Raw genomic sequence first — 13,509 nt, forward strand, 5'->3', positions numbered from 1 at the left:
TTATGAACATCACATTAACATTTTTAAACTACATTTTCTGACGTTTTAAAAAAACTAAACAGTATAAAATCCATCTTTTCTTTAACAACGTTCTATCTTGAAATATCCCCCCATGAAAAAAGTACTACTTTTCTGGGCATTACTATGCCTTTCTCTCTTTTCGTATGCCCAGATGAGTATCACAAAGACTTGTGACAAACTCACCGCCGCTTCAGGCGAAACGTTTACCTATACTCTTCAATATTCCTGCTCAAGTATTACAGGACAATGTGACAACATGGTGGTGACAGACCAATTGCCACCAGAAGTTGAATTTGTATCAGCATTTGGTTCGATACATACAACGGCTGTTAATGAAAACAACGGATTGGTGACTTTTACCTTCCAAAGTGTGGTCAATGCAGGTTCAACGGGTGAATTGCTCATTACTGTTCGTTTTCCAAATGGAACGACTCCCGATGGCACACAAGCTGTCAATACGGCAACGATTGACGACGACAATGTAGCTCCGATTACGAGCGACCCCGTTACCACGACTTCAACAGCTAATTGTGATTGGACAGTTTCCAAAATCATACAAGGTGGAGGAACGCCTGTTATTGGAGAAAATGTCACCTATGTCATTGAAGTTTGTCAAGAAGGCGGCAATGGCAGTTTGAACCTGAGTAGTTCCAGTTTGATAGACAATTTGCCTACAGGAGCTACTTTTGTATCTGCCAGTGATGGAGGTACTGAAAGTGGAGGGGAAGTCACTTGGAATTTGGGAGCATTAAGCTACAATGATTGCTATACACGAACCGTTACGGTTAATTTTCCATCGGGAACTTTTTCTGATGGGCAGAGCGTAGCGAATGTTGCTTCACTTTCTGGTACATGTATAGGAGAAGCGAATGGTCCTTTGGATAGCTTTACCTTGAACCACACCCTTGCAGACCCTGTGGTCTTGATAGAATTTGACAAAAGAGTAGAAGGCAGCTCGACTCGTTTGGTGGGAGAATATATAGAATATGTCATTAAAGCCGAAAATCCTGGTGATTTTGACGTGAGTAACTTTATAGTTACAGATACACTACCCGACCCCATAAATTTATTGGCTGTTAAAACAGGAGCTTATGATACATTAAATATTACAATTCGCTACCAAACCGACCAAAACAATGGCACATGGATAGATTGGGTAGGAGGCCCCTTTACAGGGCAAAGTCAACAAACATTGAAGGTAAGCGATTTGGGATTAGTAGTAAACGACTATGTGACCATGGTACAATGGGAGTTTGATTACATGCCTGCAGGTTTTGATTCTTGGAATGATTTGGGGCTTATTGGGGAAATTATTAATCCCGATCATGGTGGGAATGCGGTCAATCCTGAAGATACTTTCACCAATACAGCCTATGTGGATTATGATTACAATGGTACTCCAACACAAGAATCTGATGAAACAACGGTTACGATTGGCACCTCAAGTGCAGCCGAATTATGGCTGGAAAAAGGGGCTGCAAATGCTGAAAGAGTGATTGGGCAGGCTTTCAATTATTACGTACACCCTGCTAATGCAGGAGGAACACCCTTTGCCAACTTTGTAATGACAGATACTATTCCTGCTGCAATGTTGCTCACAAAAACAGAATCTGGTGGTTGGACGAATGCGCCTTTCACAAATGTTTATGTCCGTTATCAAACCAACCTCAACAATGGCGCATGGATTGATTGGCCTGGCAGTCCATTCTTAGGAGACGAAGATGCACAACTATCTGTTAGTGCTTTGGGCTTGGCTTCGGGTGATTATGTGACTATGGTACAGTGGGATTTTGGAAATGTGCCTGTGGGTTTTGATTCAGATGGCAACCGCCCAAGAGTGACAGGAACACTTTTGGCGACAGACCACAATGGAGACCCAGTGAATGTGGGAGATGAAATAGAAAACTGCGTGTTTTTGTCGGGCGAAAACAACGGGATAGTTTATACTGAACGTCAATGTGCCTCTACTACTGTTGCTCTCCCCAAACCCGATTTAGACCCTGCCAAATTGATTGTAGATGAACAAACGTTCTATTATCCAGGCGATACCGTCACTTTTGAAATAGAAATAGAAAACAATGACGGTTCAACAGGAATAATGGTGAATCCTACTGTAATGGACTTACTGCCCGAAGAATTGGAGTACCTGGTGGGAAGTTGGACAATCACAGACAATGATGCAGATGCAGCTATCCCCAACTTCTATTTGGAAACCAACTACAAAGGAACGGGAAGAACTTTGCTTCGATGGGATTGGACAGGAACTGCAGCTTCTGATTTTCAGATAGGAGATGATGTCTATATAGAATTTGATGTAGTGATTGCCAAAAGCGTAATAGCAGGAGAAATCATCAACCGTTTGCACATGACAAGCGAAAACACCTATAATTGCGACGAAGACGACGAGCTAGATATTTACGATTTGGACGATGATGGAGATACAACAGAAATATTTTGTTATGATAGCAACGATGCCGTTATTACCATTCCAAGTCTTGCCGCTTTGGAGTCCGAAAAATTGGTCAAAGGAGAATTGGATGATGACTGGTCCAAATTTCCCGACAATGGAGTGACAACTCCAGGAGGACTTGCAGACTACCAATTGTTTGTCCGCAATGTTGGAACCGTTCCGATGACCGATGTAATAGTGATTGACATTCTGCCCTTTATAGGCGACAAAGGCGTGATAGATTTGTCCGACAGGCTTTCCGAATGGCGACCCAATTTGGTGGGAGCAGTAGAGGCCCCAAGTGGTGTGACGGTCTATTACAGCACAGAAGGAAATCCTTGTAGAGATGAACTGACTCCAGGTGTGCCTGCAAGTTGCAACCCACCCAACTGGACTACTGCCTTGCCGCAAAATGTAACCGATGTGCAAGCCTTGAAGTTTGACTTTGGCAGCACGGTTATCAATCCTGGAGACGAATTGATGTTGGAGTGGCCCATGCGTGCGCCCGCCAATGCACCCGACCAAGGCGAAATTGCATGGAATTCATTCGGTTACATTGCCACTCGAACTGACAACGATGTCACCTTATTGCCTGCCGAACCCATCAAAGTAGGCATACAAATCGAACCCGTTCAGCCAGGAGCTTATGGTAATTTTGTTTGGTTGGATGTCAATGCCAATGGACTGCAAGATGGAGGAGAAGTAGGTGTGGACAATGTGCGAGTAGAATTGTATCAAGACAATGGAGATGGCATTGCAGACATTGCAGACGATGAGTTGGTGAGTTTTACTCTTACTGCAAATGGTGGTTTTTACCTCTTTCCAACCTTGGATGCAGATGATTATTATGCCGTTTTTCAATTGCCGCCTACTTACAATTTATCGCCCTTTCAAAACACAAGTGAAGCTGGTTATAGTACCGATTTGGACTCTGACGGACAAGCCGCTACAATTGGCGCATTTCAAGTAGCGATTACACCGATTACACATATTGACATAACAGAAGACGACCGTTCATGGGATTTGGGTTTGTACCAAGACACGCCACCCGTAGCAGCTTTGGGAAATTATGTTTGGAACGATGAAAACGGCAATGGACTGCAAGACGAATCCGCCAATTTGGGCATCAATGGCATTGAAGTGAGGCTCTACGAAGAAGGTGGAGTCACTGCAATCGATACTGTTTACACCGCCAATGATTTGAATGGAAATCCAGGCTATTATGTTTTCGACGGTTTAGACCCCAACACCAATTATTTCGTAGAATTTGTACTCCAAAGTTATGGTGGTGGATTGACTGACCCTGCATTTACCACACCAGAGCAAGGTGCAGGTGGAAGCGATACCAATGACTCGGATGCTGTAGTGACAGGCGACCCATTGATTGCCCGAACAAGCGTAATAGATGTCAGCAGCGGTGTATATGATGATGCTTGGGATGCAGGAATTGTCGTGCCTTCCAGTGATTTGGCATTGGGAAATAGAGTTTGGGAAGACACGGACAACGATGGAGTCTATGATTATTTGGACGGAGAACAAGGCATCAATGGCGTGAAAGTCAATCTCTATGTGGATTCGGATGGAAGCGGTGATTTCAGTGGTGGAGATGTATTTTATGCCACAACTACGACTGTCACAAACGGAGGAATACAGGGTTATTACTGTTTTGAAAACCTCCCTGCTGGGGATTACATTGTCGAAATAGATGCCAGTAATTTTGCTGCAAATGAAGACTTGGACGGTTTAATCAGCAGTACAGGCAACGATTTAGGCGACAATACAGCCCCTGACCCCAACCCTGATACCGACCACGACGACAATGGATATTCCATAAACAACAGTATTGCCAGCAAAGCGATTTCCTTGACAGATGATACGGGTTCTGATGCCAATGCAGATGGCGACAACAACCCAAAAACCAACAAAACCGTTGACTTCGGATTTTACGCCTTTGTCTGCCCCGAAATCACCGCCCTAACCAGCACACCAACCGATGTATGTCTGGGAACTAATGATGTAAACATTACGATTCAACATGATGCAAACCCTGGTGATTTGGCACTCTATTACAGCACTTCCACCCTTACAGCAGCCGATTTATACAGCGCAGGCAATGGCGGAGCAACTTTGATTGCAGCCCCTATTTCCCCTGCTTTAGACGCAACTTCCACCACTCAAGCTTTCACCATTCCCAACAGCGCAGGAACGTATTACGTCTATGCGATTTTGGGGAGCGGCAATGCCAACATTCTCGACCCACATTGTTTGCCGATGGCCATTCGCTCCATCACCGTTTACGAATCACCCAATGCAGGAGACGACGATGCTACTTTGACTCTTTGCAACAATCTAAGTAGCAATTCTACCACCATAGATTTGAACACCGCACTTTTGGGCGCAGACGCAGGTGGAACATGGGCGGAAACAACAGGCACACCCTCGGGTAGCTTCAATACTTCAACAGCCGTTTTTGATGCAGATGGCGTGTCAGAAGGCATTTATACCTTCACCTATACCGTTACGACTTTGGACGCACCTGTAGAATGTAATCAAGATGTGGCAACTTTCACTGTAACAGTGAGTTATTGCTGTCCGCCAAGTAAATGTGGAAGAGTAACAATAACGAGGAATTAGTGAATAAACTTTGATTTGATGCAGCCAACAACTGTTAGATTTTTGAAATCTAACGGTTGTTTTTGTTTTGACACAACCTCGAATGTTTTCTATAAACCCATCAAAACCTTTGCTTTTTTGAAGAAATATCCCTTACTTGCAAAAATCAAATAACCTTCAATAAAAGCTATGTTCTCCACAAACACCTATATCGAAAGACGACAAAAACTTGCCGAACAAATAGAATCAGGAATTATTGTACTGCTTGGAAATGAAGAAGCAGGAATGAACTATACCGACAATACCTACCACTTTCGGCAAGACAGCACTTTTCTGTATTATTTCGGCATCAACAAGGCTGGATTGGTTGGTATGATAGATATTGACGGAGGAACTGCAACTTTGTTTGGAGATGAAATGACGGTGGATGATATTGTGTGGATGGGCAATCAACCTTCACTCAAAGAAACGGCTGCAAAAGTGGGAGTAAATTATGTTGCTCCTCGAAATCAAATTGTAGAAGTACTGCAAAAAGCACAATCAGGCGGCGGACGAGCTATTCACTACCTTCCCCCATACCGAGCCAAAAACACCTTGAAGCTGCACGAATGGCTGCAAATTCCTGTGAAAGAAATTACAGATAAAAAATCAATTCCTCTGATTGAAGCGGTTGTTAACCAGCGTTTGGTCAAAAGCGAGGAGGAAATTGCGGAAATAGAAAAAGCTTTGAACGTCACTGCAGATTTGCATACGACCGTTATGGAAGTTACACAGGCAGGCGTTTTGGAGCGTGAAATCGTTGGAGCGATTCAGGGAATTGCCCTTCGAGAAGGCGGTCAAATGGCATACCCTATTATTTTGACCGTCAATGGGCAAACCTTGCACAATCATTATCACGGCAATAAACTCGAAAAAGGACAGTTGGTTTTGGGCGATTTTGGAGTAGAATTGGAGTCGAGTTATGCGAGTGACATCACCCGAACTTTTCCCGTTGACACACATTTTACTGACCAACAAAAAGCAATTTACCAAATCGTTTTGGATGCCCAAATGGCTGCTATTGAAGCGATTCGCCCCCGCATTTCTTTCAAAGAAATTCACCTATTGGCGATGGAGGTCATTGCAGAAGGATTAAAGGCTTTGGGGCTGATGAAGGGAAATGTGGACGAAGCTGTTGAAGCGGGAGCAGTGGCTTTGTTTATGCCACATGGATTGGGTCATGCGATTGGTTTGGATGTACATGATATGGAGGATTTGGGTGAAAATTTGGTGGGTTATGATGATACAGTTCAAAGAAGTACAAAATTTGGTTACAGCTCGCTTCGATTTGGCAAAAAGCTGCAACAGGGTCATGTCATCACCGTAGAACCTGGGATTTATTTCATTCCTGAATTGATAGACCAATGGCAAAAAGAGGGCAGACACGCAGACTACATCCATTATGCTGCTTTGGAAAATTACCGTAATTTTGGCGGAATTCGCATTGAAGACAATGTTTTGGTGACTGCCACTGGTAGAAAGGTCTTGGGCAAACCGATTCCTAAAACCATTGAAGAAATTGAAGCTTTGAGGAATAGTGATTAGTAAGCTGGTGACTGGTGATAAGGCAAAATAAAACTCTCACTTCAAATAGTTCTAATCCAATAATAATCAATCAACTAATCATTAATCACCATGACCTTTCACGACCTAAACCTCAACCGCCCCTTATATTCTGCTTTAGAAGACCTCGGCATTACTGAACCCACTGCTATTCAAGAAAAAGCATTTTCTCCGATTATGGCGGGAAAAGATGTGGTAGGCATAGCTCAAACGGGTACGGGCAAAACATTTGCTTATTTATTACCCACTTTGAAGCTGTGGAAATTCTCCAATTCTCCTGCCCCCCAAATCCTCATCATTGTGCCGACCAGAGAATTGGTGGCGCAAGTAGTGGCAGAAATAGAAAAACTCACCGCTTATATGAATGTGAAAGCAGTGGGCGTGTATGGAGGCACCAACATCCGCACACAAAAAGAAAGCGTTGGAGGTGGGGCAGACGTAGTGGTTGGAACACCTGGAAGATTGGTGGATTTGATGTTGGATGGTGTATTGAAGACCAAGAAAATCAACCGTTTGATTATTGACGAAGTGGACGAAATGTTGAATTTGGGATTTAGAACACAATTGCGAAACATTCTTGATTTTCTGCCCAGTAAAAGGCAAAATTTGATGTTTTCGGCAACAATGACGGAGGAGGTCGAGGAGGTTATCAAGGAGTTTACCATCCTTTTTGAGAAAATAGAGGCCGCTCCTTCTGGTGCGCCACTCGAAAACATTGAGCAGTACGCCTACGAAGTACCGAACTTCAATTCTAAGGCAAATTTACTGGAGATTTTGCTGAGAGATAAACCCGAAATGACCAAGTTGCTCGTGTTTGTGAGTACCAAAAAAATGGCGGATGCACTGTATGAGCGATTATTGCCGAGTTTTGAGGAGGTCATGGGTTTGATTCACTCCTCCAAATCCCAAAACAACCGCTTTGATACCGTCCATAAATTTGATGATGGAACATATCGGTTTTTGATTGCTACGGACATCATTGCCAGAGGTTTGGATGTTTCGGAGGTCACACACATCATCAATTTTGACCTGCCCGATGTTGCTGAAAAGTACATTCACCGCATTGGTCGGACGGGTCGAGCAGAGAACAGAGGAGAAGCGATTTCTTTTGTTTCGGAGGAAGAACAAAGCTACAAGGAACAGATTGAAGTTTTGATGGATTTGAAAGTGCCTGTGCTTGCTGCGCCTGATGATTTGGTGCTTTCAGATGAGTTGATTGACCTCGAAAAACCGATTGAGATTGTTCCTTTTGACAACCGAAAAATCAAAACAGCAAAACCGAGGGGAGCTTTTCACGAAAAAAAGGACAAAAACAAAAAGGTAAACAACAAGGTGCGGCGGGCAGAAAAAATGCACTTGAAGTATGGAAAACCGCAAACAAGGGGGCAGAAGCCTAAGAAGAGAAAGTAGTGATTGGTGGATTAGTTATTGGTTAACAGGTATTAGTGGTCAAAAAATCATTGCATTTACTCACACATCCTTCCGATACTTCACCTGCATACCCTTCAAAAAATTTCGCAAATATTGGTCTTTGCAAATACGGTACTGACTTTGGTTTGGTTTGCGGAAAAAGGCACTCAATTCGTGTTTGCTCACCTTTACATCTGCCAATGCAAAAACCTTCAACATATCTTCATCCCGCAGGTTCAAGGCGATTTTTAGTTTCCTCAAAATCATGTTGTTGTCCAAAAATGTTTCGGGTTTGGGCTGAGGGCCTTCCCGCTTGCCCCGTTTATCGTTGATCAAACCATTCAAGAAAACTGCTAAATTTTCATCACTCAATTCTTGGAATGCTTCATCGTCTTCTTTTTTCAGCCAATCGCTGACTTCGGCTCGTGTGGTTTCGTACTCTGCAAGGCGAAACAACTCAATCATTTGGGAGTCATTGAAGTCGAAAATATAGCGGAGGCGGCGGAAGATATCGTTGTTGGTCATATATATTGTGATTCGTAGATGGGCATTCTCATTTTTGTCATGCCTTGGCATCTTGTTTTTAGTTTCGACAATTTTAAAATAAATTGTTTTCTTTGAGCAACTTATGTCTGTAGTTCTATTTTTTGTAAGCAACAAACAAGATTCCATTGGAATGACATGGACAAATTACTATTTTGCTTTTGATTAACTTATGCAATGGCAAAATCCGTGTGTTTCCTGAATGAAGGATGTTTTAAACCCAACACAATTTCATTTGGTTGAACACCTTCCCTAACTAGTTCTTCTTCAATGGACAAATCTGTATCATTCCATTGTATCCAGATTTTATGGTTGATGATGTCCAAATGCAGCAAACATTGGAAAACATACTGGTCTTTGTGCCAACCTTGCATTAACAATTGAAAATGATTGCCCTTCAAATCTTTAAGAACCCATACATTCAAAGGATTGGTCGTCCCTTTGTAATAATCAGCATTCTCATTTAAGAGGCGAATAATTGTATTTTGGAAAAAAGTTATTCTATCCATTTGACTATTTTATTGGTTGTAATATCTACAACTATTATACGTATTTCGTATTTTTTTAAGGATAGTTTGGATAGCGGATTTTCCATTAAATCTTTATATGCTTAATTGGAAACAGCTAAATAGAGTTCTCTATCTGGTTCCTGTAATTCCAACCCTGCTAAGTAATCCATATATTGCCCCAAAGCTCTATGGTAATCGTTGATTAAACTTGAACCTTCGAAAGTTTTGATTTCAACCGCTATTTTTGATTCATCCTTTTTCGCAGCAATTAGCTTTTCAGCCCCTAAGTCAACAAAGAAACTTTTGGCTTTGTTTTGTTCATCCGTAACTCTCAAAATATACGGGTCGTCAGTTATTTCCCAATCATCATCTTCTAAGGCTTCCCTAATGTTGGTATGATATTTATCTCTTTTGGACATTGATTGTTTATTTTTTCTTCAATACTAAACCTCCCCTTTCTCATAAATCCTATCCTTGTCAAAGCTAATCAATGTCACCAAATGTTCGATATCGTTTTCGATGGCATATTTGATATTTTCAATCTTACCCACCTCTCTATCATCCATACTTGGCGGATTGATAAAGGTATTGATAGCATAGATGTCATTGGCATAAGGCGGTTTTTCGACATCGAGAGGAGCCAGTTTGTCGTTGTAATTGTTGTTGAGATTTTGTTCGTTGGCTTTGAAGATACGCATGATTTTTCGGGCCGTATTTTTGTGGTCTTCCAGTTTGCGGCGGTGATAGTCGAGCATCACATTGTTATTGTTTTTGTGGATTTGGGCTTCCCTTGCGATTTCGTAGTTTTTGCGGACGGTGCTGAGGTGACAGAGTGATTTGAGATAGTCTTTTTGGCGTTCAAATTCATCGTTGATGGTCATTCTCAATTCCTGTGCTTTTGCCAACACCTGTTTCACAACCTTCTCCAACTCTTTCAAATAGTTATTTTTAGCCATGACATGGGCTGCAAAAATTACCATACCCATCACCAACAATACCGCCAAAAAATAGACGAACTCCGTTCCGATGTCCATGTTCAATATCATTTCGCCATCCGCCGTTTTGAAGAACACAAAAGGAATAGCAAAAATGACGGTAGCTGCTGCCAAAAGCATCGAAATTTCGTTGGTATTGGGGCGGCTAAATAGCTTGGGTTTCAATATTTTTTCCTGCTCTTTTTGGTAGTCTTTCCAATTGAAGGCATAGGTTTGAGAAAGAAAATTGTGTTCTACTTTCGATTGCAGTTTGTGTTGTTCTTTGTCCAATTCACTCACTTTCAAATCAATACTTACATCTTCCGCTTTTGCAGGATTTTCGTTCACAAAACTCGTTTTGTCAATGCAGATTTGCATCTTTCCACGAGCTTGTTCTACATAGTTCTCCAACTGCCCTTCATATACCGTATTCCAGTTGTTCCATCGTGGCAAATCTCCATTTCGACGCAGAAAACCAAAGTCCAAACTTTCGGCATTGGGTTTGTCCAAAGTCTCGTTACACGCACAGTCTAAGTCTTTGTAGAGTGCAAGCGAAACTGGAGGGGTATTTTTGAGTCGGTTGTCGAGTTGTTGTTCAGTGTTGTGAAGGTGTTGCATGTAGTTATAGACGACTTGCTGTACTTCGGCATCGTCCAAGTCTATTTTGGCTACGTAGTTTTTTTGTTGAAGGCTGCGGATAATGGGTTCATTTTCTGCAATCAAGGTAAGCAATATAGATAGTTTCATTAAGTACCTCTGCAAAATATCTTCATGTGTATATTGGAAAGGAAAACGAATTAATTTGAAGGTATATTCGTTGTCTTCCGAAAAAATGCCCAGCTTTTCTGCAATTGCAGTGCGAAGTGTTGCAGATGGTGAAAAAGCATTGTAGCGAGAGGGGTCGTTTTTGGTGTTTTGCAGCCGTTTGAAAAACTCCTCTTTGATGCCATTGACCAGATTTTCATCTATGTACCGAATCCCTTTGTTTACTTCATAATTTTTGTAATTGATAATAGCAGGATTGAGCAGTTCCTCCATGCGTTTGGTGATGTCTGCAATGGCAAGATTCACATTTTGCTTCACTTCAGTGGGCAATCGTTCAAAACCCAAATTGACGATGGTACTGCTGTCCATGTTGATTTTTGAAGTCCAAAGACTATCCAAGGCCTTGATATCTGCCTCTTTGATGAAGAAATTGCGGTCATTTCGGATAAAACCTTTGGTGTCCAATTCCCAAGCATCTCGGTAGTTTTTGTTTTTATTGACGGCAGGAATCGCTTCGTCTTCGTTGATTTCGTCAATCGCAATCATGAAATTGTTGCTGGGCTTAGAACTCAGTATTTCACTCTCTAAGAACAATTTGCGAATCAATAACATCTGCGCCGATAGACTTTCGCTAAACACATCTTTCATGTCCGCTGCAATTTGCACCAAAAAAACCACCTGCCACTTGATAAAAGGAGAACGCTCCAGATATTTCTGCACTTTTCCGCTTGCATCTTCAAGACGGTGTTCTATCTTATCAGTTGAAGGAAAAATCAGGTGCATTTTTCCTTCTTTCAGAAGAGGGTAGAGCAAAGGTTCGGCAAGTGCCATGCTCGGGATTCCTGGGTGAAGATTGACGACAAATGTTAACATAGAATATGTTTGGTTCTTTTTGTTTTTAGGTATTGCGCTTGAGTCAGCCTTAAAGATAGTATTTTTTAAGTTTGTGGCTTACCTCTATTGCCCTCAAAATACTTTATATTTGTAGGAAATAACATCGAAAATGAAAAAAAGATTCAACATAACTGGCACTTGCGTTTCTTCAATGCACTATATGATGGACAATAAGGAAAAATTAAAAGGTGTCATTAACTTTATTGAATACGGCGAATATTTCACAATTAACCGCCCTCGTCAATATGGAAAAACAACTACACTGTACGAAATAGTGAATCTACTGAAACAGTCAGAAAATTATCTAACCATCCATACCAATTTTCAAGCAGTGTCCAATATTCACTATGAATCTGAACAAAATTACACCAAATTTTTGATGACTACACTGCAAGAAAGATTGAAGCGTCAAGACATTGTATTAGAGCAGGTGAAGTGGAAAAATACAGTGGATTTAGAGTCTTTTTCAAGTGTGATTTCCGAAATGGTGGATGCGATTGGCAAAAAAGTGGTCTTGTTGATAGACGAAGTGGACGAAAGCGGGAACTATGAAATTTTTGTCAAGTTTTTGGGCGTATTGCGCTCCAAATATTTGGAACGTTACAATGGAGGCGGTTCAACTTTCCATAGTGTGGTGCTTGTAGGTGTGCATGATGTGAAAACTTTGAAGTACAAAATTCGCTTGGGGGATGAGGTGCGCTACAATAGTCCGTGGAATATTGCAACTGATTTTAAAGTAGAAATGAGTTTCAATCCCAAAGAAATTGCACCTATGTTGGTGGAATATGCTGAAGAAGAAGGTGTTGAAATGGATGTTTCTGCAATTGCAGAGCGGTTGTATTACCATACATCGGGGTATCCATTTTTGGTGAGTAAATTGTGTAAAACCATTGCAGAAGATATTCTTCCTTCAAAAACAGAGAAAGTTTGGACATTGGAGGAGGTAGAAGAAGCCATTCAATTGCTTTTGAGAGAAAACAACACCAATTTTGACAGTTTGATAAAGACTTTGGAGCGACATTCGGATTTGTATGATTTGGTCTTCAATGTGATTATTGAAAGCGAAAATGTCCCTTTCAATCAACACGACCCAACGATTCACTTAGGCGTACTGCATGGCATCTTCAAGCCTGATAGGATGCTGCAAATTCACAACCGAATTTACGAACAGATTATTTACAATTACATGGTTTCCAAAACCCGAACCACCACTTTTCGGATACGTCAATACGATTTTCATACTGCCTATGTGAACAAAGACAACACCCTGAATATTGAAGGCATTTTGCTTCGATTTCAGCAGTTTATGCAGGAACAATACAGTGGTCAAGACCAATCGTTTTTGGAAAGAGAATGGAGGCTGATTTTTTTGGCATTTTTGAAACCCATCATCAACGGCAAAGGTCACGACTTCAAAGAACCACAAATTTCGGATGAGAAACGCTTAGACATTGTGGTGACCTACTTTGAACGCAAATACATCATTGAATTGAAGCGTTGGTATGGCGACAAACTGCACGAAGAAGGCTTGAATCAACTCAGCGATTACTTGGATAGACAGAACGAAACAAAGGGATTTTTGGTGATTTTTGAATACCGCACTGCCAAAACTTGGCGGCAAGAACGGATTGTTCACAAGGGCAAAGAGATTTTTGCGGTATGGATTTAGGTAAATTCAAATAATTAATTGTAAACGAGCTGTTTAATTTGCCTTGAGTAAAAATTTTCA

At 41.5% G+C, this 13,509-nt stretch carries 8 protein-coding genes; 4 read left to right on the top strand and 4 right to left on the bottom strand.

Annotation, left to right across the window (positions count from 1 at the left end):
* Positions 1 to 112 precede the first annotated feature (112 nt).
* The 3 genes from R3E32_28510 to R3E32_28520 all read left to right on the top strand — a co-directional run bounded on the left by R3E32_28510 (position 113) and on the right by R3E32_28520 (position 8,095).
* Positions 113 to 5,104: an SdrD B-like domain-containing protein gene (locus R3E32_28510; protein MEZ4888702.1), complete on the top strand. Its 4,992-nt coding sequence runs from the start codon at positions 113 to 115 to the stop codon at positions 5,102 to 5,104.
* 168 nt (positions 5,105 to 5,272) lie between these two features.
* Positions 5,273 to 6,667: an aminopeptidase P family protein gene (locus R3E32_28515; protein ID MEZ4888703.1), complete on the top strand. Its 1,395-nt coding sequence runs from the start codon at positions 5,273 to 5,275 to the stop codon at positions 6,665 to 6,667.
* A 90-nt stretch (positions 6,668 to 6,757) separates the two neighbouring features.
* The gene (locus tag R3E32_28520; GenBank protein ID MEZ4888704.1) at positions 6,758 to 8,095 is read left to right on the top strand and encodes a DEAD/DEAH box helicase; all 1,338 of its coding nucleotides are present in this window, start codon (positions 6,758 to 6,760) and stop codon (positions 8,093 to 8,095) included.
* Positions 8,096 to 8,155: 60 nt separating this feature from the next.
* Here the strand turns inward: R3E32_28520 and R3E32_28525 are convergent, their stop codons facing one another.
* From R3E32_28525 to R3E32_28540, 4 genes are all read right to left on the bottom strand, one after another.
* Positions 8,156 to 8,620 carry a DUF1456 family protein gene (locus R3E32_28525; protein ID MEZ4888705.1) on the bottom strand — a complete coding sequence of 155 codons (465 nt, stop codon included), beginning with the start codon at positions 8,618 to 8,620 and terminating at the stop codon, positions 8,156 to 8,158.
* A gap of 188 nt (positions 8,621 to 8,808) precedes the next feature.
* Positions 8,809 to 9,147: a XisI protein gene (locus R3E32_28530; GenBank protein ID MEZ4888706.1), complete on the bottom strand. Its 339-nt coding sequence runs from the start codon at positions 9,145 to 9,147 to the stop codon at positions 8,809 to 8,811.
* A gap of 101 nt (positions 9,148 to 9,248) precedes the next feature.
* Positions 9,249 to 9,566 carry an element excision factor XisH family protein gene (locus tag R3E32_28535; GenBank protein ID MEZ4888707.1) on the bottom strand — a complete coding sequence of 106 codons (318 nt, stop codon included), beginning with the start codon at positions 9,564 to 9,566 and terminating at the stop codon, positions 9,249 to 9,251.
* Positions 9,567 to 9,590: 24 nt separating this feature from the next.
* On the bottom strand, positions 9,591 to 11,759 hold the full coding sequence (locus tag R3E32_28540) for a hypothetical protein (protein MEZ4888708.1): 2,169 nt from the start codon (positions 11,757 to 11,759) through the stop codon (positions 9,591 to 9,593).
* A gap of 130 nt (positions 11,760 to 11,889) precedes the next feature.
* Between R3E32_28540 and R3E32_28545 the strand changes: the two genes are divergently transcribed.
* Positions 11,890 to 13,449: an AAA-like domain-containing protein gene (locus tag R3E32_28545; GenBank protein MEZ4888709.1), complete on the top strand. Its 1,560-nt coding sequence runs from the start codon at positions 11,890 to 11,892 to the stop codon at positions 13,447 to 13,449.
* The last annotated feature ends 60 nt before the right edge of the window (positions 13,450 to 13,509 follow it).

Source organism: Chitinophagales bacterium (assembly GCA_041392475.1).
Classification (GTDB): domain Bacteria; phylum Bacteroidota; class Bacteroidia; order Chitinophagales; family UBA2359; genus JAUHXA01.

Bases quoted from the DNA above. Each gene is read 5' to 3' on its own strand.
- R3E32_28510 (MEZ4888702.1), top strand. From the start codon at position 113: ATGAAAAAAGTACTACTTTTCTGGGCATTACTATGCCTTTCTCTCTTT.
- R3E32_28540 (MEZ4888708.1), bottom strand. From the start codon at position 11,759: ATGTTAACATTTGTCGTCAATCTTCACCCAGGAATCCCGAGCATGGCA.
- R3E32_28520 (MEZ4888704.1), top strand. From the start codon at position 6,758: ATGACCTTTCACGACCTAAACCTCAACCGCCCCTTATATTCTGCTTTA.
- R3E32_28545 (MEZ4888709.1), top strand. From the start codon at position 11,890: ATGAAAAAAAGATTCAACATAACTGGCACTTGCGTTTCTTCAATGCAC.
- R3E32_28535 (MEZ4888707.1), bottom strand. From the start codon at position 9,566: ATGTCCAAAAGAGATAAATATCATACCAACATTAGGGAAGCCTTAGAA.
- R3E32_28525 (MEZ4888705.1), bottom strand. From the start codon at position 8,620: ATGACCAACAACGATATCTTCCGCCGCCTCCGCTATATTTTCGACTTC.
- R3E32_28530 (MEZ4888706.1), bottom strand. From the start codon at position 9,147: ATGGATAGAATAACTTTTTTCCAAAATACAATTATTCGCCTCTTAAAT.
- R3E32_28515 (MEZ4888703.1), top strand. From the start codon at position 5,273: ATGTTCTCCACAAACACCTATATCGAAAGACGACAAAAACTTGCCGAA.